The organism is Micromonospora ureilytica, assembly GCF_015751765.1.
Lineage (GTDB): Bacteria > Actinomycetota > Actinomycetes > Mycobacteriales > Micromonosporaceae > Micromonospora > Micromonospora ureilytica.
The window spans coordinates 4395098-4416919 of the sequence record NZ_JADOTX010000001.1; the positions used below are offsets into that span (position 1 = coordinate 4395098).

18 protein-coding genes are annotated in these 21822 nt (G+C 70.0%); 8 read left to right on the forward strand and 10 right to left on the reverse strand.

Annotation, left to right across the window (positions count from 1 at the left end):
* The first annotated feature begins 8 nt into the window (after positions 1-8).
* Positions 9-230 (forward strand): hypothetical protein, encoded by a 222-nt coding sequence (locus tag IW248_RS19790; RefSeq protein ID WP_145787082.1) that lies wholly within the window; start codon positions 9-11, stop codon positions 228-230.
* Positions 231-295: 65 nt separating this feature from the next.
* Here IW248_RS19790 and IW248_RS19795 read toward each other — a convergent pair whose 3' ends face one another.
* Together IW248_RS19795 and IW248_RS19800 are read right to left on the reverse strand one after the other, a co-directional pair.
* Entirely contained in the window at positions 296-1201 is a 906-nt protein-coding gene (locus tag IW248_RS19795; RefSeq protein ID WP_196928184.1) for a hypothetical protein, read from the reverse strand.
* A 195-nt stretch (positions 1202-1396) separates the two neighbouring features.
* Positions 1397-2323 carry an S-4TM family putative pore-forming effector gene (locus IW248_RS19800; protein ID WP_196928185.1) on the reverse strand — a complete coding sequence of 309 codons (927 nt, stop codon included), beginning with the start codon at positions 2321-2323 and terminating at the stop codon, positions 1397-1399.
* 250 nt (positions 2324-2573) lie between these two features.
* Here IW248_RS19800 and IW248_RS19805 point away from each other — a divergent pair, with 250 nt between their 5' ends.
* Entirely contained in the window at positions 2574-5042 is a 2469-nt protein-coding gene (locus IW248_RS19805) for a hypothetical protein (RefSeq protein WP_196928186.1), read from the forward strand.
* Between the two features lie 19 nt (positions 5043-5061).
* On the opposite strand, the gene IW248_RS19810 is transcribed toward IW248_RS19805, so the two are convergent.
* Positions 5062-5559, reverse strand: coding sequence for a peptidase inhibitor family I36 protein (locus tag IW248_RS19810; RefSeq protein ID WP_196928187.1), 498 nt, complete (start codon positions 5557-5559; stop codon positions 5062-5064).
* Between the two features lie 235 nt (positions 5560-5794).
* Here IW248_RS19810 and IW248_RS19815 point away from each other — a divergent pair, with 235 nt between their 5' ends.
* Positions 5795-6679, forward strand: coding sequence for a cellulose binding domain-containing protein (locus IW248_RS19815; RefSeq protein ID WP_231396362.1), 885 nt, complete (start codon positions 5795-5797; stop codon positions 6677-6679).
* Between the two features lie 207 nt (positions 6680-6886).
* On the opposite strand, the gene IW248_RS19820 is transcribed toward IW248_RS19815, so the two are convergent.
* Complete coding sequence (locus IW248_RS19820; protein WP_231396363.1) at positions 6887-7990, reverse strand: FAD-binding oxidoreductase; 1104 nt, start codon at positions 7988-7990, stop codon at positions 6887-6889.
* A gap of 219 nt (positions 7991-8209) precedes the next feature.
* On the opposite strand from IW248_RS19820, the gene IW248_RS19825 reads away from it, so the two are divergent.
* A complete protein-coding gene (locus tag IW248_RS19825) occupies positions 8210-8728 on the forward strand; it encodes a flavoprotein (RefSeq protein ID WP_196928188.1) in 519 nt (172 codons plus the stop codon).
* Here the strand turns inward: IW248_RS19825 and IW248_RS19830 are convergent.
* Both IW248_RS19830 and IW248_RS19835 read right to left on the reverse strand, forming a co-directional pair.
* Complete coding sequence (locus tag IW248_RS19830; RefSeq protein WP_196928189.1) at positions 8694-9581, reverse strand: hypothetical protein; 888 nt, start codon at positions 9579-9581, stop codon at positions 8694-8696. The genes IW248_RS19825 and IW248_RS19830 overlap by 35 nt on opposite strands.
* Positions 9582-9646: 65 nt before the next feature.
* On the reverse strand, positions 9647-10105 hold the full coding sequence (locus IW248_RS19835; protein ID WP_231396364.1) for a glycine-rich domain-containing protein: 459 nt from the start codon (positions 10103-10105) through the stop codon (positions 9647-9649).
* A gap of 156 nt (positions 10106-10261) precedes the next feature.
* Between IW248_RS19835 and IW248_RS19840 the strand changes: the two genes are divergently transcribed.
* The 3 genes from IW248_RS19840 to IW248_RS19850 all read left to right on the forward strand — a co-directional run bounded on the left by IW248_RS19840 (position 10262) and on the right by IW248_RS19850 (position 15795).
* Positions 10262-11719, forward strand: a complete 1458-nt coding sequence (locus tag IW248_RS19840; RefSeq protein WP_196928190.1) for a helix-turn-helix domain-containing protein — start codon at positions 10262-10264, stop codon at positions 11717-11719.
* On the forward strand, positions 11716-12624 hold the full coding sequence (locus IW248_RS19845) for an aminoglycoside phosphotransferase family protein (RefSeq protein ID WP_231396365.1): 909 nt from the start codon (positions 11716-11718) through the stop codon (positions 12622-12624). Before IW248_RS19840 ends, IW248_RS19845 begins: the two co-directional genes overlap by 4 nt.
* 87 nt (positions 12625-12711) lie before the next feature.
* Positions 12712-15795: a DEAD/DEAH box helicase gene (locus IW248_RS19850; RefSeq protein WP_196928191.1), complete on the forward strand. Its 3084-nt coding sequence runs from the start codon at positions 12712-12714 to the stop codon at positions 15793-15795.
* A 26-nt stretch (positions 15796-15821) separates the two neighbouring features.
* Here the strand turns inward: IW248_RS19850 and IW248_RS19855 are convergent, their stop codons facing one another.
* A complete protein-coding gene (locus tag IW248_RS19855; protein WP_196928192.1) occupies positions 15822-17975 on the reverse strand; it encodes an MMPL family transporter in 2154 nt (717 codons plus the stop codon).
* Between the two features lie 221 nt (positions 17976-18196).
* On the opposite strand from IW248_RS19855, the gene IW248_RS19860 reads away from it, so the two are divergent.
* Positions 18197-18634, forward strand: a complete 438-nt coding sequence (locus IW248_RS19860; protein WP_196928193.1) for a VOC family protein — start codon at positions 18197-18199, stop codon at positions 18632-18634.
* 22 nt (positions 18635-18656) lie between these two features.
* Here the strand turns inward: IW248_RS19860 and IW248_RS19865 are convergent, their stop codons facing one another.
* The 3 genes from IW248_RS19865 to IW248_RS19875 form a co-directional block, all read right to left on the reverse strand.
* Entirely contained in the window at positions 18657-19874 is a 1218-nt protein-coding gene (locus IW248_RS19865) for a hypothetical protein (protein WP_196928194.1), read from the reverse strand.
* A gap of 94 nt (positions 19875-19968) precedes the next feature.
* A complete protein-coding gene (locus IW248_RS19870) occupies positions 19969-20502 on the reverse strand; it encodes a WapI family immunity protein (protein ID WP_196928195.1) in 534 nt (177 codons plus the stop codon).
* A gap of 45 nt (positions 20503-20547) precedes the next feature.
* Entirely contained in the window at positions 20548-21690 is a 1143-nt protein-coding gene (locus tag IW248_RS19875; protein ID WP_196928196.1) for a hypothetical protein, read from the reverse strand.
* Positions 21691-21822: the final 132 nt, after the last annotated feature.

Below are 21822 nucleotides of genomic sequence, written 5' to 3' on the forward strand. Positions count from 1 at the left end.
CGCGATCCATGGGTAGCCACAAGCAGAACAAACACGACAATGGCGGCGAGTCGGCGCGAGGCCGGCGGCATCCGGGCAGCGGCGCTCGGGGCCGCCAGGGCTCGCCCGTGGAGCACTCGCCGGACCAACGGCACCGCCGTACCGCGACCGGCCCGGCCGGCACCGAACGCGACCTGGGCCGGGCCAAGGTCTCGGGCGACGGGCGGATCCAGCGCCAAGGCGGCTCCTGAGCCGAGAACTCAGCCGGTGCAGCGGCTCGCACGTTCGCAGGGCTGCTGCACCGGCCGACTGGGTTCTACGGCAAGGCGCAGATGGCGTACGCCGTGTCGGACCAGTTCCCGGCGAAGGCGTCCTCCTCGTACGCGCCGGACGCGGCGGACGTCGGGGCGGTAGCGGGGCCGCCGTTGGGGCGGAAATCGTCGACGATGCCCTCGCCGGTCACCCCGTTCAGCTCGTAGCCGGCGCCGGTCAGCACCTTCCCGACCGGGCACGTGGCCGTGACGCTGCGGAAGTCGAGGGAGTTGCTGGCCCCCACGGCCGAGGTGCGCACCAGGCCCGCGAGCGGGTTGGCGCAGATGGCGTACGCGGTGGCGGACCAGTTCAGGGCCGTCGCGTCCGACTCGTACGCGCCGACGGTGACAGCCGTCGGCGCTGTGGCGACGCCGCCGTTGGGGCGGAAGTCGTCGACGACACCTTCACCGGTGAGGCCGTTGAGCTCGTAACCGGTACCGGTCAGCACCTTCCCGACCGGGCACGTCGCCGTGACGCTGCGGAAGTCGGTCGAGTTGCTGACGCTGGCCGTGGAGACCCGGACCAGGCCGGGCACCGGGTTGGCGCAGATCGCGTACGCCGTCACTGACCAGTTCCCCGCGAACGCCTCGGTCTCGTAGGCGCCGACGGTGACGGCCGTCGGTGCCGTGGCGACGCCGCCGTTGGGGCGCAGGTCGTCGACGATGCCTTCGCCGGTGACGCCGTTGAGTTCGTAACCGGTGCCGGTGAGTACCTTTCCGGCCGGGCAGGTCGCCGTGACGCTGTGGAAGTCGGTCGAGTTGCTGACGCTGGTCGCAGCGACCCGCACCAGACCGGGGACCGCGGCGGACGCCGGGCTCGCCGGGACGAGCACCGCTCCGGTCGCGACAAGACCGAGCACGAGTACGGACACTCGGGCGCCGTACCGCCGGCTTTTGTTCTGAGTACGCATGTGTTTCTCCCGTCTGAGGCCGGACGGGGCGGCAGGTGCGACGCCGACGTCGAGGCCGTTCGTGATGACGGGGTTCACGCTAGGTAGCCGCGTGACCAGGCATTATCTCCAAGCCGACTACGTCGCGTAACGGACCATTCGGCCTGACGGTTCACGTTCGAATCACGCGTGCGACTCCGCTGGTTGCGGCGGATGTCAGTCGGGATGGGCGGCGGGCGTGCCGGTCCGCAGCAGGCCCGCGAGGTCGTCCATCGCCGCCTGGAAGTCGGTGCGGTCCGCGGCGTGGAACCGTCGGAAGAACCAGTCCGGGACTCGGGCCTGCCCCTGCCTACTGTGGAAGATCAGGTCCTGGGTCTGCCGGGCGAGGGTCAGCAGCTCCGCCTCGGTCGCCGGGTCGGCGTCGTGCCGGGCGGCGGCGGCGACCTGCTGCTGGAGGAGCGCGAGGGCCCGGTCCCGCTCGGCGGCCACCCCGCGCTGGCCCCGGTAGATCTCCAGGCCGAGCAGCAGGACGCCGAGCGACGGCACGAACCACTGCGTCAGCAGGGCCGAGACGGTCAGGTCGGCGGTCACCGCGAAAACGACCCCCACCGTCGCCCAGAGCGCCACGCCGGCGAGCACTGTGTACGCGTACCGTCGGCGCACCCGGGCGCCCCACCCGAGGTTCTGTTGCTGACAGGCGAGCACGTCGTACGGGCGGGGCAGGTCGGGGACCTCGTAGTAGTCGCGGAGGTACTGCTCGTCGCCCCGGTAGGCACGGTCGAGGCGGCTGACCTCAGGCGGGCCGACCGGGTCGCCGGCCGCGACCGTGTTCCACGGCAGCCGGAAGAGTCGTACGTCGAACATCTCCTGGAGCACGGCCGCCCGGCGGAGCTGCCCGGTCGACCAGGAGCCGAGCCCGATCGCGTTGACCACCGCCCAGAGGGCACCCACGGCGGTGACCGCGTTGGCCGACACGCCGGTGAAGGCGACCACCGCCCCAGCGACGCCAATGGCGACGGAGAGCGCCATTCGGAGGTTGTCGAGGCGTTGGGCCCTGCGGTGGCAGACCGACATAGCGTGCAGCAACGCCATCATTTCGGGTCGGCGCTGCCGCTGGAGCAGGGTTTCCGTGCGCTCTGTCACCTCAACCTCCCGTTCCGTGACGATCGTATATCCATTCATCGACATGTCACGGATTGCATTTTCGCGAGAGCGTAAAGTAACCCTTTGTTACCTTTAGGTAGGTGCGGGATCGGCTGCGAATAAATGCCGCGTTCGCCCGAAAATTGAGGTAGCTTGACCTTCGCGTTTACCCGCGCATCCCTCATTCGGACGTGCCACCCCTGCCCGTCCGCGTCCACTTTCACCACTCGTGGAAGGTCCAACGGCGGACATGGGCGACGGTCTCGTTGACGAGCTCGAACGGTACATAGCGGATGCGACGGTCACGGCCGCGCTGCGGGACTGGGCGGCCGGGCGCGACGCCGTCGTCCGCCCCCCGTGCCATTCCAGCCGACGCCGTGGGCGCAGCGACGCCGAGCTGATTCCGGTGATTGCCGAGCGGCGTGACGGCCGGAACGCCGAGCAGCTGTACGTCAAGGTGCTGCCCGCCGACCAGGCGGCCGAGGAGGCCGCCCGGCACACCAGGGCTGCCACTCTCGATCCCGGCTTCGCGGAGCGCCACCTGGTCGGCCAGCCGTACCCGCCGTACCCGGTGCGCGACGGCCGGTACCTGATGTTCCAGGACATCGCGCACGGCGCCGAGCAGGTCGTTCCGCTGGCCGACGTAGGCGACGACCAGCGCAGGGACGCCTACAAGGCCCTGCTCGACGAGGTGTGGAACCACTGGTACCGCCAGGGACGGCGAACCAGCCGGACCAGTGTCGGCCGATTCGTGCGACGGGAGCTGACCGACGCAGGGGCCCGGGACGAGCTGTCCGAAGCCATGAATTCGCTCGGCCTCGGCACCGCCCAAGGCGACTGGCTGCACGACGTAGCGACCGGGGCGGTGCTGCCGCACCCACTGCGATTCGTCGAGACCGGTTCGCTCTTCGACGACGACCAGCTCGACCAGCTCTGTGGGGCGTCACACGGCGACCTGCACTCGCGCAACGTCCTCTATGCCTGCTCCCGCGCCGGACAGGTGCACGTCAAGAAGTTCTGCCTGGTGGACACGGACCGGTTCGCCGTGGACGCGCCGCTCACCCGCGACCAGGCCACCCTGCTCCTGGACGCCGTCCGCCCGGACGTGGCGAACAGCCCCCGCGGCGTCGACACGGACGCCCTTCGCACCCTGCTGATCGACCCGGAGGAACGCGCTTCGGACCGGCTGTCCGCGCGGCAGGTCAAGGCGATCAAGGCCAGCTACTCGGTCGGGTTGACGGTGGCCAGGACGGGCAACTGGGGGGTGAGCTGGCGGGCGCAGTACCTGCTCTCGCTGCTGAGTCAGGCGCTGATCTGCTGCACCTACGAGGACGCCGGCCGCGCCGGGCGGGCCTGGTACTTCCAGCTGGCCGCCTACACCGCGCACGCCTATCAGCGTGAGTTCCGCCGCGATGTCGTCCCACCGGCGGGGGCCGGCCTGCCGACTCTGCCGCAGGCCGACCCGCTTCCGCAGCTCGCGTTTCCGGGCAACGACCAGTCGGCCCGGTTCAACGCGGTCGGACCGCAACCGAGCCAGCAGAACCGGGCTGCCCCGCTGGACCGGCTGCCCTTCGAGCAGACGCCTCGCGCGCTGGAGGTGGAGGCACCGGCGCGGCAGCGGGGCCCGGTGCCGATCCCTCCGCGGCAGACCTCGGCCGGCTGGCACGCGCTGCCCCACCGGACGGCTTCCTCGCCCGTCGCCCGCAGCAGCACGTCGGGTTGGCCCTCGGTGCGGGACGCAGGTCGACGGGTGAATCGGGCGGCCCCACGACACACCGGCGCCGCCCGGACGACCAGAATTCCGCGGCCGCGCCGACCGGCAGTCGAGGAAGTCGTCCGGGCCCCGACCGCCACCAGCCGGATCAATCGGCTGCCACCGAAGGTGCGTGCCGTCCTGGCGATCCTGCTCGGTGGGGTGTCACTGACGCCGCTGGTGGTGATCGGCGCTACCGCGATCAGGGGGCGCGACGAGGCCCCTGTCGTACCGACGACCGAGGCGACACCTGGCACCCACCCGCCGACGGGCAGCACCCCGACGGCCATCGGCAGGTCGGGGCGTCTCACCGATCTCGCGCTGACCGTGGCCGGCATCGCGCCGACCGCCGCCGCCGGGGCGTACACCGTGTCCTGTCTTCGGGTCTGGGCACCGGCGGACCTCGCGCCCGGGATCGATCGGGACAGCTACCGGGACGAGACGCTGTGGTGGACGGCGGAGCTGTCCGGCCGCCGGGTCGTCACCCCGGTCACCCACGGACGCCGATCGGCCGCGCCGGAGACGTTCCGCTATCTCCCGGGCGACCTGTCCGAGATCCCGCCAGCGCCGTCGGTGGACCCGCAGGAGCTGCGGCAACAGCTGGCCGCGCAGCTGGGCGAGCTGCCGCCGGAGATGCGCACGGCGGCCGGGATGCTGACCGTGGTCGGCCGCATCTTCCGCTACCACCTGCTGAGCCCGGGTCAGATCTCGGCGCTGCTGTTCGAGCTGGCGGCGACGCCGGGCATCCAGGACCGGGGCGCGTACCCGGATTGGGACGACCGGTCCGGGCTGGCTTTCAGCGCCGACGACGCACAGGACCGCCGGGAGACGTTGCAGTTCAACCCACTCACCGGCGAGCTGCTCAGCCACCAGACGACCACCGTGGCCGACGAGCAGATCCTCGGGTACGTGCTGTTCCTGGACAAGGGACGGACCGACCGGACCACCTCGCCCGAGTGCTCGTGAGGCGATCACGCCGCGGGGGTCATCGGCAGCGGCGGTCCACATAGTTCGGCCAGTTCCGGTAGGGGGACGCGTCGCTGCGGACCCGGTTGCCCGCCCCGATGTCGAAGAGCCGCGTGTCGTAGTAGTAGAACGACACCGTGCCACTAGCGAGGTTGTAGTGCGCCGACTCGACCCGGAACTGCCAGTGCCAGGTGGCGAGGCTCTGCCGGCCGCAGTCGGAGAGCCGGCCCCGGGGGTAGCCGTAGTTGGGCCACTCGTAGAAGCAGTACCAGCCGGAGGGACAGTCGGCGGCGGCCAGCGTCCCGATCGGTCGGCGCAGGGTCACGATGAGCGCCCCGCCGTCGTAGCTGATCTCGTTGTCGTTGAGCGCCTTCCCACCCGGGTGGGTAGCCAGATAATCCGCTATTTCCTGACTCCCGGCCGCGCCGGCACCGGCCGGACCGGGCGCCGAAAAGACGATCAGAAGCCAGCAGAGTACGGCCGCGAGCACGGCAACAACGGGACGAGGAATGACCATTCGACACCTCGCGATGTGGGCGCGCAGGGACGGACGGGCGGCAGCACCGACCAGGTCAACTGGGCGGTGTGCGCGGAGAACCGATGGATACGCCGCTTAGTCAGCGTATTGAGCAGTATTCATTGATCGCCAGGCGAACTCGGTGCAGAATTTTGACAATGCGCAATTCCGGCGCACCTCGGCCAACGAGTGGGACAGTGCATTGACCTCGATGCATGGCGGTTACGATTCGGTCATGTCTGCTCGCCGTGTCGCCGCCACCGTCGCCCTCGCCGCGCTGGCGAGCCTGCTCGCCGTCAACGCCGCCCGCGCCGACGGCCCGGCGATCAGCACCCCCGGCACCCCCACTGTGGTGGCCAACGAACCACATCAGCTCACCCTCAGCTGGGCGCCCTCCACCTGGGTCGAGCCCGGCACGGAGCAGCCGATCAACTACGAGGTGCAGGTGCCGCTGGGGCCGAACACGTACCGCTTCCTCGGCTCCACCACCGACACCACGATCACGCTGACCGACCTCGCACCCGGCACGACGTACCGGATCGCGGTTGCCGCCCGCGCGCTCGGCGGCTACTCCGACACCTCGCCCACCACCACAGTGCGCACCGCGGCCGGTCGCGCGACGGTCAGCTACCTCAACCTGGACTGGTCCCCCACGAACAACCAGATCCAGCACCTCCTGAAGGTGACAAACACCGGTACCGCGCCGCTTGACCTGAGCACGGTGCGGGTGCGCTACCACCTGCGCTTCGAGGGCGCCAACACCTCGCTGGTGCCGAACTGCGACTGGGCCGCGCTGGGTTGTTCCCGGATCCGGCAGACCGTGCAGTTCTTCATCCCGCCGGGCGGGCCGCCCGGCGGGATGACGACGCCAGCGCCGCCGGGTTACCCGATCCCGGGAACGCCGGTCCCCGGCTGGGTGGAGCTGACCTTCACCGACGGCACGCTCGCGCCGGGTCAGTCGACCGGGCCGATCCAGCTACGGCATCACCGGCACAGCTGGAGCAACATCGACGAACGCGACGACCCGAGCTGGGCCGCCGCCACCGGCAAGTGGACCGAGAACGACCGGATCACGCTGGACGTCGACGAGGTACGCGAATTCGGCGACACCTACTCCTGACCACTCCCGACCAGGCGCCGGGCGACCGGCGTGCCCCAGGTCCGGCCGGCCTTGTCCCGACGAACGTGATGCCTGTGAGTCATCATGATGACTCACAGGCATCACGCTTCAAGGGGAACTACTCCCGACCGTCCGGCGCCCTCCGTGCTGAGCCGTTGGCTCCGCCGCACGGGCGCGGTGTCCCTCACCGCTGCGCAGACAGAGCCATCAGCGGGTGAAGCTGTCGGGCAGATGGATGCGGCCTGCGGGGATGCCTCGCGCGAGCAGACGTGGCCGCGCACCGGCCAGCATTGCGGGTGGGCCGCAGAGGTAGATGTCCTGGCCGGGCCGGTGATGGTTGACTGCGATGGTCAGGGCGTCGCCCTGCTCGGCCGGCTCCGCGCAGGGGTCGTCGGAGAGGGCCGGCACGATGGTCAGCCAGTCGTGGGCGCACTGCAGCTTGTCGAGGGCGATCGCGTCGTACAGGTCGGTGAAGGTGCGCGCGCCGACGATCAGCGTCACCCGCCGACCGTTCGGTGCGGCGGCGACCTGCTCGACCAGGGCGCGCAGCGGCGCCAGGCCGGTGCCACCGGCGACGAGGAGCAGATCGCTCGTGGTCGCCGGGTCGAGGCTCAGGCCGGTGTCGCCGGGCGGGCCGAGCCAGAGCAGCTCGCCGGGGCGTACCTCATGGACCAGGCGGTGGGAGACGGTGCCGGCGGGTACGGCGCGGACGTGCAGCTCGACGGTGCCGTCCGCGCGTGGGGCGTTGGCCGGCGAGAGCCAACGCCAGTGGCCGGGCAGGCGCGGTGTGCAGACCGGCACGGCCTGACCTGGCTGGAAGGGCAGGCGCCGCCAGGGACGTACCGTCAGGATGGCGATGTCGGGCGACGGCCGGTCATGGCCGATGACCTGGACGTGCCACCAGGCCGGGCCGTTGTCGGCCTGCGCGGCGGCGCGGCGGATGGCGTGCGTGGCGCGGCACAGGGCACGCTCGGCGGCCGTCGTGAGCTGTGGCGTCCACAGTGGCTGCGCGTGGCGGGCCACGGTGGCGAGCAGCGCGTCGCCGATGGTGGTGGCGTGCGGGAGCAGGTCGAAATGACGGTACGCGCGGCCGAGCACCAGGAGCAGCGCCGCCCGGCTCGCCGGGGCGTCGCCGCCGACCAGGAGGCGGCCCAGCGCGGTGAAGAACAGTGGCGCGTCGCGGTGTGGGAGCAACCCGGTTCGGCGGTCTTCGAGGGTGCACCAGAAGTCGCCGGCGGCCCGCGCGTCGACCGACTCCCAGGCGGCGGCCAGACTCACGCGGGCCGGGTTGTCGTCGTTCACGGCAGGCATGCCGGCTCCAAGTCGTTGACTCATGGGCTGGCACCGGGGCGGGCGGGAGGAGCTGCGCCGTTGAGGGCCGGCGCAGTTCCGGGACAAGGCACCCGCCCCGGGCCATGCGTTGACTGTGGCGGCTGACCAGGTACAACGGGATGTCACGGTGATCATCGGCGCTATGCGCGATCGGTATGCGGTCGACGTCGCGGCTGTCGAATCGGGCAGACTGCGGGCATGACGGAACGCCCGGTGCTGTATCTGGTCGTCTGTGCCGCGGGCCCGGCGGAGCACATCGACGAGCTGGTCGACCTCCTGATCGCCGACGGGTGGCGGGTGTGCATGATCGTCAGCCCGACCGCGGCGCCGTGGCTCGACCGGGCGTCGTTACAAGACAAGACCGGCTATCTGGTACGCGTGGAGTGGCGGATGCCCGGCGACCCCGAGCCGCACCCGCCTGCTGATGTGGTGGTGGCCGCGCCGGTCACGTTCAACACGGTGACGAAGTGGGCGTTGGGCATCAACGACACGCTGGCGCTCGGCGTCCTCAACGAGTCGCTGGGGGCGGGGTTGCCGATCATTGCGTTTCCGCACGTCAAGGATGAGCTGGCCGCCCATCCGGCGTACGCGGGTCACCTGGCGGTGCTGCGCGCCGCCGGCGTTATCGTGGCGGACGGGAAGCCGCTGAACTCGGTAAACGGGCGCGGCCGTTGGGGCGTGGTCATCGACGGGGTGCGCTCGGCTCGGCGGTCTTGAGGGTGGTCCCCGTCGGCGCTGTCGGGCCGCCGGACCGATGCGCGCGTTTTCGGTAGGCCGACCACCGCTGAGCCGCATCGAGGAGCGGGCCGTGGTGGGGTGCCGACGCGGCAAGCTGTTTGCGTTGCCAGAGCCGCGTCAGGGCGTCGACGAAGCCAGTCACCGACTGTTCGGGTGCGGAGGCGTACACGGGGATCTGCATGGCCCAAGCCTCGGCCGCAGCCGGCGTGTGACCAGCGCGAACGAGTCGAAGCAGGAGGAACGCAGCGTCGATCCAAGCCGCGCCACGAGCCGGGCTGGACCAGTCGACGAGTCGAACTCGCATCGCAGCCCCAGCTCTCCCCTCGGGCACCAGGAAGTTCCGGGGCGTCATGTCGGTATGCAGGAGAGCGTCGCCGTCGACCCACTTCGGATCGATGAGGGTGTGCCAACGGTCGGCGAAGGGGCGCACAGCTAACGGTGGGCAGGGCGTGAGCTGGCCGCTCAGCTCGGTGAGCAGTGCCACCAGCAGTGGCAGGTCGGGTGATCCGGGGGCCAGGTCGGGGTGCCTCCCCGCGACGTGCTCGAAGCCTAGGAGTAGCCAGCCGTCGCGCTCGACGGTCCAGAGCAGGCGGGGTGCCGCTTCCGGCAGCCACGGGTTGACGCGAGCCTCGTTGCGATAGAGCCAGGCGGGCGGGCTGCTCGACTCCCCGCCCTTGCAGAAGAGTGGGCCGGTGGCGGTGTCGAGGGTGACTGCCACCTCGCCGGAGGCCCCGGTAGGAATCGTCCTGGCCGAACGGATCGGGCCGGTGCGCCGCTCGACTTCGGCTCGTACCGGCTCGGGAAGCTCGTGCCAGTGGCGACGGCGTGGCATACGGCGGCCCTCCGAACGGCGAGCGGTCCCGGGCAGTCTATGCCCGGGACCGCTGGTCAGCCGCTCTATCCTGTTGGGCTGTCGGTGCATCCGGCGTGGCACTGGGTGCACTCAGCTGCACCCTCAATCGTCCAGACCGCGGCGTCAACGATGAAGCCGGCGGCTCGGATCGCATCGACCGTCCGCGAGATCGGGGCGCCGATTGGATGCGGGACGTCATCGTCGGGTGTCGGCTCGGGCTCGTGGTGGATGAAACGGCCGGCGATGCGGTGGCAGAACTCCGCGTAGTCGTGGGTGTGAAGGATGAACGTGTGCCAGCCGACGTCGACCAGGACGCTCGGACCGATCGGCTCGGCGGTCACGGCGCAGGTGCCGAGGAAGGCCAGCGCCTGGTCCAGGATCCTGGGCGGCAGGTCGGTGGCCAGCTCGGGATGGTCGTGGGCGATGCGGGCGGACAGCCGGGCGAAGAGTTCGTCGGAGACGAGTGCCCTCCCCGTGCTCGGTCGGGACGTGGTCAGCAGCATGGCGCTCCTTCCGGTGGCTTTCACCCACCGTGCGGCCCGGCGGCCTGACATTGAATGACGGCACGAGCATCATCGATATGCGCGCTGCGTATACCGCGCCTACACGCAGCGGGTTCAATGGATAGGCTCGATGAAGCTGGATGGACGGAGCCGCCTGTGACCCACTCGAACTGCCCCCGCTGCGGCGGACGGCTGGCCCGGGACAACGACAGCGGGCGGTGTACGCCGTGCCAGGCCGCCGAGCGCGATCGGTTGAGCGCGCCGCCGGTGGTACCCGCGAGCTTCTGGGAGCACGAGCCGGTACGGCAGGCGCTGGCCGGGCGGCATCTGGGGCGGGCGATCAGGGCGTACCGGTGCCATCCGTACCACGGGCGGGTCGCCTTGCCGCAGACCGTGGTAGCGGGGTGGCTGGGGATCACGCAGGCGCAGTTGAGCCGGGTAGAGAACGGGCCGCCCCTCGTGCACCTGGACCGGCTGGCGCACTGGGCGCAGCTTCTCGGGATACCCGCTTCTTGTCTCTGGTTCTCCCTCCCTGGACAGACTCGGCAGTCGGTCGAGAAGGTCGAGACCACCCGCGACTCAACTGATCCACAGGGCGCTAGGCCGGACGAGGGTCGGCGGGCCCTGTTGGCCGGTATCGCCGCTGTTGCTGCGGGCGCGGGTCTGCTCGGCGGCAGCGAGCTTGTCCAGCCTCGGAGAATTGGCACAGCGGACATCGCTCGACTGAACGCGGTGCTGGAGCTGTACCGATCGGTGGACCGGGAGTCTGGCGGTGGTCTGCTGTATCGGGAGGTGGCCCGGTTCGCGGAGTCGGTGTACCGGATGCTTGATTGGTCGCACCCGGCTGGGCTTACATCGCCCCTCATCGCGGCGGTTGCGACAGCTCGCCAATTGGCTGGCTGGACCGCCTTAGATGCGGGTAGGCATGCCGACGCTCAGCGGCATTTCGTTGCTGGGGAGCGCGCCGCGCTCGCTGCTCAAGACGTGCCGTTGGTCGCGATGATTCGCTACGCACAGGCCAAGCAGCTTCAACACCTCCGGCATAACCGGGATGCGCTCGCGACACTGCAGCTCACTCACGCGCAGCTCGGGTCACACGCCACGCCAGCGGCCAAGGCTCTGCTCTGGGGCGCGGAGGCGGCCTCGATCGCGGCGCTCGGGGACCATCAGACCGCTGTGAGAGCCCTCGGCAAGGCGAGTGATCAGTTCGAGCGCATCAACAAGGAGCAGGAGCCGGACCGGATGGGCTTCTATGACCGCGGTGAGCTGTTGGCTCAGCACGGTCGCGTCTACCGCGACATGGCACGGCGAGACGCCCGGCACGCGGCCAAGGCGGTGCGCTGGGGCAGGGATTCCATCGCGGCCTTCGGAGCGGGGAACGTGCGCAGCACCGTGCTCAACGAGGTCGGGATGTGCAGCGCGCTGTTCCTCGCCGATGAGCCCGAGCAGGCCATCGAGATCGGGAATCGGTTGCTGGAGAAGTCGCAAGTGATGACTTCCAAGCGCGTCATCGACCGAGTGATCAATCTGCGCCGTGATCTCGCTCGGCATCGGGAGCTTCCGGAGGTGGCCGCGTTCGACCGTGTCCTCACCGCTCGGGCTGCGGCCGCATGAGCGAGCGGTTCTCCGAGGCGGCGATGACTGCGGCCATGCGGGAAATCGCCGCCACCCTTGGAGTCTCTCCCGAGGCTGCCCAGTTGCTGCAGTTGACCAACAACGCCGTCTTCGCGTTGCCTCGATCTGGAATCGTCATCCGGATCGCGCGAACCCATCAGCTCCTGGACCGGGTGACCAAGGTCGTTCAGCTTGGGCGTTGGTTTGCTGGGATCAACGCGCCGACGATCCGGCTCGCGCCCGTTGTCGAGCAGCCGGTCCGAGTCGGAGACCATGTTGCCTCGGTCTGGTCCTACGTTCAACCACAACCGCCCGCTCCGACGGTGAGGGATCTCGGCCTTGTGCTGCGCGAGTTCCATGCTCTCGACGTGGCCCCCATTGCACTCCCGACTTGGGATCCGGTCGGCGACGCCCGACGACGCCTGGCTGACGCCGAAGGTCTCGATCCGAATGACCACGACTTCCTCATGAAGTGGTGCGATCGCTTGGAGCCGCAGCTCGTTGCGCTCAGCCACAGGGAGGAGCCGAAACTCGTCCACGGGGACGCCCATGTCGGCAACCTGCTGCGAGAGGCAACAGGCCGGACGGTGATGTGCGACTTCGATGCCACCTGCATCGGGCCATGGCAGGTTGACCTGGCAGCTGTGGCGGTAGGCGAGGCACGGTTCGGAGGCACGGGCCTACATCGAGGGTTGGCTAGCGCCTACGGCTACGACGTAACCTCGGACCAGTCATGGACACTTTTGCGGGAAGCGCGCGAGTTGAAGATGATCGTAGCCGCCGCGCCGGTCATTACTGACTCGCCAAGTGTCGCGGGCGAGTTTGCAGACCGCCTCCAATCAGTACGAAAAGGCGATCTGAAAGCCCGTTGGAAGCCATTCGCCGACCTCGCGCCAAGCCGCTAGGGAATACGTCTGTCGGCGAACCGACACTCGTGATGGGACGTCAGCCAGGGGCAGCCTCAAAGCGTCGCGATCGATTAGATTGCGCGGATGACGGATCTTGAGCGGGGTGTTTACGAGCACCTGATCACCCGTGAGCTGGCCACGCGCCTCCAGCACGTCGATCCCGCCCTGATCCAGCACCACAAACTCGATCCCGCAGACGCACACCACACCCTCGCCCGCCACATCGCCGCCCTGGCCGCCCGCGCCCTCCACTCCGTCCCCAACGGTGACGACAAGCTCCATCACCAGATCGCAATGGCGAACCAGATCGCCGAGGCCATCGCTACCCTCAGCCCAAAGGCGGCCACGGAGCAGGACCAGGTAACCGACGCCAAGCACCTGCTCCACGCCATCGCCGCCCCACCAATCCCACCCGCGGAGCCCACGTTCCCGCAGCGCCCCACCACTCCCCTCTCCACCGGCGCGCTGCTGGTCAACGGCCGTCACCAGCCCCGCATCGGCCACGAGGTCAACCACGAGATGGCGTCGGCCGAGAGCGTCGACCTGCTCTGCGCGTTCATCAAGTGGTACGGCCTGCGGATCGTCGAGCCGGCCATCCGCGAGCTGATTGCCCGAGGCGGCAAGGTCCGCGTCATCACCACCACCTACCTCGGCGCGACCGACCAGCGGGCGCTAGACCGGCTCGCCGAGCTCGGTGCCGAGGTCAAGGTGTCGTACGAAACGAGGACCACCCGTCTGCACGCCAAGGCGTGGCTGTTCCGCCGTAACAACGGCACCACCACCGCGTACGTCGGCTCGTCGAACCTGTCAAAGACCGCGCTGGTGGATGGCGTGGAGTGGAACGTGCGCATCTCGAACATGGAGCAGCCGCACGTCATCGACACGTTCACGGCGACGTTCGAGGACTACTGGAACGATCCGGCGTTCGAGACGTACGACGCGACCAGGGACGCCGAGCGGCTACGGCATGCGTTGAGCGGGGAGCGCCGCGACGATGCACCGACCGCGATCTCGAACCTCGACGTGCGCCCGTACCCGTATCAGGCCGAGATCCTGGCCGACCTGGACGCCGAGCGACTGGTGCACGGACGCTGGCGCAACCTGGTGGTGATGGCGACCGGTACCGGCAAGACCGTTGTCGCGGCCCTCGACTACCGCCGGCTGCACCGCAGCAAGAAGGCCGATTCGCTGCTGTTCGTGGCTCATCAGGAGCAGATCCTGCGGCAGAGCCTGTCGACGTTCCGGCAGGTTATGGGGGACGGTAGCTTCGGCGAGACACTGGTCGCGGGCGAGAAGCCGAACGGTTGGAAGCACGTCTTCGCCTCCATCCAGTCGCTGCACCGCCGGGAGGTCGACCCCGAGGCGTACGACATGGTGATCGTCGACGAGTTCCACCACGCCGAGGCCCCGACGTACACGCGGTTGTTGGAGCGGCTGCGTCCCCGCGTACTCCTGGGCCTGACCGCGACCCCCGACCGCGCCGACGGCGGCGACGTGCGCCGGTGGTTCGATGGCCGCGCGGCCGTTGAGTTGCACCTGTGGGACGCGTTGGAGCGGCAGTTGTTGGCGCCGTTCCAGTATTTCGGGCTACACGACAACGAGGACCTCTCGCACCTCACCTGGAAACGCGGCCAGGGCTACGACCCGACGCAGCTGAGCACCATCTACACCGGCAACGATGCTCGGGCGAAGACAGTGCTGCGCGCGGTCCGCGAGAAGGTGGACGTCGGGCGGATGCGGGCGCTTGGGTTCTGCGTGAGCATCGGGCACGCGGAGTTCATGGCCAACTCGTTCAGGAAACACGGTGTCGAAGCGGCGGCGGTGACCTCGCGGACCGGCACCGATCGGGCGGGGCTGCTGCGGGACTTCAAGGCCGGCAAGCTGCGGGTGCTCTTCACGGTGGACCTGTTCAACGAGGGCGTCGACCTGCCGATGGTCGACACGATCCTGATGCTGCGACCCACCGAGAGCGCCACGATCTTCCTGCAACAACTCGGCCGCGGCCTACGCCTCGACGACGACAAGCCCTGCCTCACGGTGCTCGACTTCATCGGTGGGCAACACGCCAACTTCCGGTTCGACCTGCGCTGGCGTGCCCTGACCGGGGTCAGCCGGCGGGCGATCACCGAGGCGGTCCGGGACGACTTCCCGAGCCTGCCCAGCGGCTGCCACGTTGAACTGGACCGGGTGGCGAAGGAGGTCGTGCTCGCCAACCTGCGATCGGCGCTACCCACCTCGAAAGCCGGCCTCGTGTCTGAGCTGCGGCAACTCGGCGACGTCACCCTGGCGACGTTCCTGCGCGAGACCGGCCTGGAGATCGAGGACGTGTACCGATCGGCCAGCGTCGGCGGCTGGACCGGGCTGCGGCGGCTCGCCGGCATCGAGACGTCCGCTCCCGGTCCGGATGACCGGGAGTTGGGCCGGGCCATCGGTCGCATGCTGCACACCGACGACATCGACCGGCTAGAGCTACTGACGAGGGTCGCGGCCGGACCGCCCGCTCCAGGTCAGCAGGTGTACGCGGGCAGCAGCCGACTGCTGGACATGCTGCACTTCAGCCTGTGGGGGCCGAACGCCCCGCTGGCGATGCGCGACGAACGGCTGGCGCGGCTGTGGAAGGAACCGGCCCGCTGCGCCGAGCTGCGGCAGGTCGCCGAGGTGCTGCGGGACCGCATTCACCGGGTCACGCCGAGCGTCGCGCCCGGTGCGGTGCCGCTGCGGGTGCACGCGCGGTACAGCCGCAACGAGGCATGTGCCGCCTTCAGGATGACCAACCCGGGGTCACTGCGCGAGGGCGTGAAGTGGCTGCCCGACGCCCACGCCGACCTGTTCTTCGTCACCCTGGTCAAGTCCGAGGCGCACTACTCCCCCACCACCATGTACGCCGACCGGGCCATTACCGACACGCTGTTCCAGTGGGAGTCGCAGAGCACGACGTCCGCGACGTCGACGACCGGGCAGCGCTACACGTCGGGCGGCTCGACCGTGCACCTCTTCGTTCGGGAAACCCGCATCGCCGACCGCGACCTGGGCGCGCCGCCGTACCTCTACGCCGGCACCATGACGTACGAATCGCACACCGGCGACCGACCCATGCGCGTCCTGTGGCAGCTCCACCACGCCCTACCCGCCGACACGTACGCCGCAGCTCGGGCCATCGCCGCCTGATATCGGCCGTCCGTCCGCTCGCCCGGCTACCCCTTCGCCACGGCCTCCGGCTCCGGCGGGACGTGCGGCCCGCCGGCCGGTCGCTCGTCGCCGTGGCCCGGCCACCACGCCTTGTGCCCGATCAGCGCGGTCAGCGCTGGCACGAAGAACATCGACATGACGAACGCCGACAGCACGATGCCGATCGCCACCGCGAAGCCCATCTGCTGCAGGAACGAGATCGGAGCAAGCAGCAGCACCGCGAACGTCCCGGCCAGGATCAAGCCTGCTGCCGCGACCGTCGGGCCGGCGTGTTCGACCCCGATGGCGGCGGCCTGGTGCGGCTCATTGCCCTCCCGCGCCTCCTCGCGTAGTCGGGCGATCATCAGGATGTTGTAGTCAGTCCCGATCGCCACCACGAAGAGGTAAAGGATGATCGGCAGCTGGAAGGTGACACCGGGCTCGCCCTGCAACCCTTGGAAGAGGTAGACAGTGGCACCCAGCGTGGCGGCGAAGTTGAGCAGCACCGCTATCACGAGGTAGATCGGCGCGACCAGACTGCGCAGCAGCAGCGCGAGGATAAGCGCGATCAGGCCGGCCGCGACCGGCAGGATCACCGACAGGTCCCGGTTGTTGGCCGAGTTGATGTCCGCGAAGATCGCGGTGGTCCCGCCGACCAGCGCCCGGGTGCCCGGGGGGGCCGCCGCGTGCACGGCACTGCGCAAGTCGTCGCGGACGAGGGTGATCGCCTCGTTGGAGACCGGGTTCTCGTTGAGCAGCAGGTTGACCCGGGCCACACTCGGGTCGGTGCTGCGCTCCGGGGGCTGTGCCTGGCCCACACCCGGGGCTTTCGCCACGGCCGCCGCGAAGTCGTTGACCTGCTGCTCGTTCAACGGCGACCCGTTGCTGGTGGTCAGGTAGACCTCGGTAGGGGCGAGCGCACCGGCGGCGAACCCGCGCTGTAGGTCCTGTGCGGCCTTCGCCGACTCGGTCTCCTGCGGGAAGCCGGCGCTGAAGTCGTAGTCGGCCTTGTAGCCGAGCACGCCCGCGGCGAGCGCGACCAGGAGGACGCCGGAGGCCGCCGCGACAAGCGCCGGCCGGCGCCCGACCGTGTTGCCGAGCCGGTGCCAGATGGTGGCCTTGGGCGCACGCTGCCACGCCTTCGAGGGCCAGAAGACGTAACGGCCGAGCAGGGAGACGACCGCCGGGATGAGGGTGAGCGAGGTGACCAGCATGACGCCGACCGCGATCGCGAGCGCCGGACCGAGGGAGCCGAAGAAGCCCAGCGAGGCGAGGAGCAGCACGAGGAACGCGACGATGACCGCTCCGGCGGCCGAGGTGATGACCTCGCCGACCCGCTGGACGGTGACGATCATCGCGGTGCGCTTGTCGTCGCCGGCGCGCAGCCGCTCCCGGTAGCGGAAGAGCAGGAACAGGATGTAGTCGGTGCCGATGCCGAACAGCACGATCAGCAGGATCGTCTGCAGATCCTGGCTGACACTGAGGTCGAATGCCTTGCCTGCGGCGGCGACGAGACCCGTCGTGATGCTCAGGACGACGCCGACGACCACCACGGGCAGCAGCGCCGCGATGGGGCTGCGGAAGATGACGAGGATCAGTCCGATGATCAGGATGATCGTCGCGACGCCGACCACGGCGAAGGCGTTGTTGAAGGTGTCCTCGTTGTCGACGAAGCTCGCCACGTCACCGGCCACGCCTGCGGTCAGCCCACTGTTCGCCAGCTCCGGGCCGATGTCCGCGCGCAGGTCGCGCACGGCGTCGAGCAGTGCCGGGTCGTCGGGGGTGGGGGCGTCGAGCCCGACGTTGATGATCTGCACCGACTTGTCCGGTGCGACCGCAGGCGGGCCGGTCAGGTAGCCGGACGTGCGCGGGATGTTCTTGGCCTTGAGCGACTGGGCGAGCTGGCCCACCTTCGCCTCGTCCGCCGACGTGAGTTTCTGACCGTCGGCGCGCTTGACCACGATGGTCGCCGTCGCGGTGGCCTGCTGCGGGAACGCCTTCTGCCCCAGCTCGGTGGCCTGCACCGACTCGTACGAGCGAGGCAGGAAGCTTTCCTGGTCGGCGGAGGTGATGTCGCTCAGGGACGGTGTGGTGAGGATGATGGCGGCTGCCGCGACCACCCACCCGGCGATCACCCACCACGCTCTGCCCACGACGAATCTGCCCAGCCGCTCGAACATGGTTCCCCCCGTGTTTCCGGCACAACCGACGTCTGGTGGCCGAGGCGCCCACAGACGCCCCGATCACCACCCTGCGCTACCGACATGCAGCGTACCGTCACGCCCTAATCCTTTTCGGACGCACGGGAGTGTCAGGCGCGTGCTTTTCAGCCTCGCCGCCGATGACCAGGCAGCCGTCCGGGTACCACACCCGGCGGCTGATCACGCACTAGGTTGAGGGCATGGAGCAGCGGATCAGCCTGATCACCCTTGGCGTCAGCGACCTGGCGCGCGCCAAGGCGTTCTACGAGCACCTTGGCTGGCGTGGCCAGGAGGTTGAGGAGACGGTCTTCATCCAGGCCGGTGGCCTGGCGGTCGTTCTGTGGGGCCGCGACAAGCTCGCCGACGACGCCGGCATCGCCGACCCGGGCACCGACGGCTTCGGCGGTGTGGCCCTCGCCCAGAACGTCCGATCCCGCGAGGAGGTGGACGAGGTGATCACCACGGCCACCGAGGCGGGTGCCACGGTGACCAAGCCGGCCCGGGAGACCTTCTACGGCGGCTACGCGGGCTACTTCACCGACCTGGACGGCCACGTCTGGGAGATCGCGTGGAATCCCGGCTTCGCCCTCGCGGACGACGGCACCCTCAATGTCCCTGACTTCAGCGCCATGGGCTGAGCCGCGCACCCACGAACACGGATCAGGGCGTCGGAGGCGGGCAGAGCAGCGGGTCCAGCAACGGCAGTTGCAGAGGGTTCAGGCAGACCGCCAGCAACGAGTTCGGCGAAGCCGTCGCAGTAGGGGTTGGAGTCGGAGAGGCCGACGTGACGGGCGGCGTCGGGACGGCTGAGGTGGACGGTTCCGTGGTGGGGATCGGCCCAGAGGTCGGCACCGGGGTGGGCGACGGCGCAGGGAGGTCCGACGGGGTGACGGCCGGCGCTACAGCCAACGCCACGGCCGGTGACAGCACTCTGGAGACGGCTGCCGCAGTCGACGGCCGGACAGCCGGGGCGTGCGGCGGGCTCCAGACGGCACTGTCGGCCGAACCGACCCGCGACCGGGGTGCCACCGGCCCGACGGCACCGATCGGCACGAGGGTCGCACCAGCCCTCGGCACGTCCAGGGCGATGGTCTCCGCCAGCGGCACGGGCTCGGATGCCAAGAGGTGCGGGTTCGGGCCGAGAGCGCCGGGGCCGACCGTCGCGAACACCACAGCTGCGATGGCGGCAGCACCGAGCGCCCGCCGGTCGGGGCGTACCGCGGTCAGGGGCGCGTCGTCGGGTGCCGCCAGCACGATAGGCGCGGGTCGGGCGCCCCGGTGTGCGGCCAGCAGCGCGTCGACCTGCGCCAGGACGGCAGCGCGATCCGTAGCGACAGCGAGGGTGAGGTAGAAGCGGAAGTTCGCCACGGCGTTGGCAGGGACGAGCAGCCCGGAGAGTCGACTGTGGTCGGGCAGCAGGGTGAACGGGGTGTCGGGGTGGTGGGCGGGGCCGACCAGGTCCTTGTACCGCCACTCGCGCCGGTGCTCACGGCCGTCGAAGGCCACCCGGTGGCTGGTCACGACGGCCATGCCGGTGTCGACGACACGTAGGCCCGCCGGCAGCGCCTCGCCCGAAGCCTCAGCGAAGGAACAGGAGCCGCCCGGCGTGGGCAGCCCGGGGATGTGCCGCGCCTCGGCCTCGACGAGCTGGGCGACGGGGAGGACGCGGAAGACGAGTTCGTCGTCGTCGAGGTCCACCGGTAGGCCGGTGCGGGGCTGCGTACACCCGAGGAAGCTGGCGGCTTCGATGCGGAGCCGGGCCAGGTGGTCGTCGCGGTCCCGCCAGGCGTCGGTGGCGTCGCGGTACGCGCGCTGCCGGCGCTCGTTCTCGCGCTCGGCCCAGGCGATCCGCCAGGGGGCGCAGGACACAGAGGTCACGGTCACACGCGGTACAACCGCTCATGTACGTGACAGGGAACGCGACCAGGATCGATGTGTCCCCTTGTGCCCGGAAGGAGAGAGTTGCAGGTGATCAGCCGGCCTGCCGCCGGTACGGCTGCGGGCCGTGGGTCGGGAACCGCGACTGGGTACGCGGTGGGTACGCCTCGCAGTGCTCGGCCCAGTGTTCGGCGGCGGTGGCGAGGGCGTCCGCGGACACGGTGAGGATCAGCGGGTAGATAGCCGTGGACGGGCGGCGCATCCACGGTGGCAGGGACTCGGCGGAGAACTCCACGATCAGTTCCAGCCGGCGGCGGCGCAGCACCCGGCTGCGCAGGGCCAGGTTGGGTTCGGTGAAGCTGACCATCGCCGGCGGCGCGCTGAGCCCGAGGGCGGCGGTGGCCTGCCCGTGCAGCCAGCCGCCGAGCGCGCGGGCCTCCTCGACCATCAGGCTCGGGTAGTGGTGTGACCAGGTCTGACCGTCGGCGGTGCGGGCGTCGACCTCGATGAGCAGCCAGTCGTGCCAGCCGGGCGTGGCGCGGTCGGGGTCGTCGGGCGGGTCGATGCCGGGCTGGTAGCCGACGGGGCGTACCCGCACCCGAGCGCCATCGTCAGACCGGATCTCCACTCGATCATTCTCGCCGAGTGAAGCGGACTTTTGGCCCCGAATCGGTCACTTGGTGATGGTCCGCCGCACACCCTGGTGGTTGGCGCAGGCCTTGGACCCGCCGCCGGCCAGGCTGATCGAGCCGTCGCGGCACTGCACGAGGTAACCCCGACCCGCCCAGAACTGCGGTACGCAGTCGAACCAGTCGCACACCTCGGCGGCCGGCTTGCGGATCCGCGTGCCGCCGCAGAAGTCGTACCCCAGCGGGTTCTCCGGCGCCCCGCAGCGCGGGCCCTGGGTCGCGCCTGGCGACGGGCGTGGTGACTTCGTCGGCTTCGTCGGCGGGGGTTTCAGGGCAAGCGCCGGGCCGATCCGCGCCGGCGCCACGCTGGGAGTGGTCGCCGGGGTGGCTGCGGCGGCGACCTCCGCGCCACCGGTCGGGTCGGACGGGTCCGACTCGATCAGCGCCGCCGGCACCAGCAGCGCGATGGCCGCCGCCACCGCGATGGTCCGCCGACCACCCGGCACCAGCGCGGAAACCCGGGCCTGCGCCGGGGTGTTCACGGCCGGCCGGAACGGCTTGAGCTGGGCGTGTTCGGCGATCAGCTCGTCGAGTTGGGCGATCACCGCGGCGCGCTGTTCGATCGCGTCGGCGAAGGCCAGCGTGAGCTTGAACCGGAAGTCCGGCGCCGCGTCGGTGGGCAGCAACAACCCGGAGGTACGCCGCCGGTCCAGCACCTGGATCAGGGTGACCGGGGCCGCCGGGTCGTGGGCCAGCCCGGTTATCCGGCCGTACGCCCAGTCGCGCCGGCCCCGCCCGCCGAGCAGCACGAGTCGACGGCTGGTGATCACGGCCATGCCGGCGTCGGTGACGCGTACGCCGTCCGGGCGGCGCGGGCGCAGCGGCCCGGTTGGCGGGGCGACAGTGAGGTCCGGCGCGGGCAGCACTGTGGTGTGCCGCACCTCGACCAGTTGTGCCGCGGGCAGTGCCCAGAGCACCACCTCGTCGGCGGCCAACTCCAACGGCAGACCGGAGCCGGCGGCCGCCGAGCCCTGGAAGTCGGCGGCCAGGGCGCGCAGCCGCCGTAATTCGTCGTCGCGTCGTCGCCACGCCGCCTCAGCGCCTCGGTAGGTGCTGACCCGCCGCACGTTCTGCCGGTGCGCCCACCGGTACCGCCAGGTGGAACCCGTCGATTCAGTCTTTGCCACGCCGACTCCTTCGCCGCGTAGGCCACCAATCTGGGGTGTCACACGGTTTAACAGGCGCGGCGCGGCGCCCGGACACGCCGAAACGGGCGAAGTACCCGATCAGCGGACCAACCAGCACGATAGGGGGATACT

Excerpts from the sequence above, each read along its gene's own strand:
- IW248_RS19850 (WP_196928191.1), top strand. The coding sequence starts at position 12,712 with ATGACGGATCTTGAGCGGGGTGTTTACGAGCACCTGATCACCCGTGAG.
- IW248_RS19860 (WP_196928193.1), top strand. The coding sequence starts at position 18,197 with ATGGAGCAGCGGATCAGCCTGATCACCCTTGGCGTCAGCGACCTGGCG.
- IW248_RS19795 (WP_196928184.1), bottom strand. The coding sequence starts at position 1,201 with ATGCGTACTCAGAACAAAAGCCGGCGGTACGGCGCCCGAGTGTCCGTA.
- IW248_RS19825 (WP_196928188.1), top strand. The coding sequence starts at position 8,210 with ATGACGGAACGCCCGGTGCTGTATCTGGTCGTCTGTGCCGCGGGCCCG.
- IW248_RS19855 (WP_196928192.1), bottom strand. The coding sequence starts at position 17,975 with ATGTTCGAGCGGCTGGGCAGATTCGTCGTGGGCAGAGCGTGGTGGGTG.
- IW248_RS19830 (WP_196928189.1), bottom strand. The coding sequence starts at position 9,581 with ATGCCACGCCGTCGCCACTGGCACGAGCTTCCCGAGCCGGTACGAGCC.
- IW248_RS19845 (WP_231396365.1), top strand. The coding sequence starts at position 11,716 with ATGAGCGAGCGGTTCTCCGAGGCGGCGATGACTGCGGCCATGCGGGAA.
- IW248_RS19790 (WP_145787082.1), top strand. The coding sequence starts at position 9 with ATGGGTAGCCACAAGCAGAACAAACACGACAATGGCGGCGAGTCGGCG.
- IW248_RS19835 (WP_231396364.1), bottom strand. The coding sequence starts at position 10,105 with ATGCTGCTGACCACGTCCCGACCGAGCACGGGGAGGGCACTCGTCTCC.
- IW248_RS19820 (WP_231396363.1), bottom strand. The coding sequence starts at position 7,990 with ATGCCTGCCGTGAACGACGACAACCCGGCCCGCGTGAGTCTGGCCGCC.
- IW248_RS19810 (WP_196928187.1), bottom strand. The coding sequence starts at position 5,559 with ATGGTCATTCCTCGTCCCGTTGTTGCCGTGCTCGCGGCCGTACTCTGC.
- IW248_RS19815 (WP_231396362.1), top strand. The coding sequence starts at position 5,795 with ATGTCTGCTCGCCGTGTCGCCGCCACCGTCGCCCTCGCCGCGCTGGCG.
- IW248_RS19805 (WP_196928186.1), top strand. The coding sequence starts at position 2,574 with ATGGGCGACGGTCTCGTTGACGAGCTCGAACGGTACATAGCGGATGCG.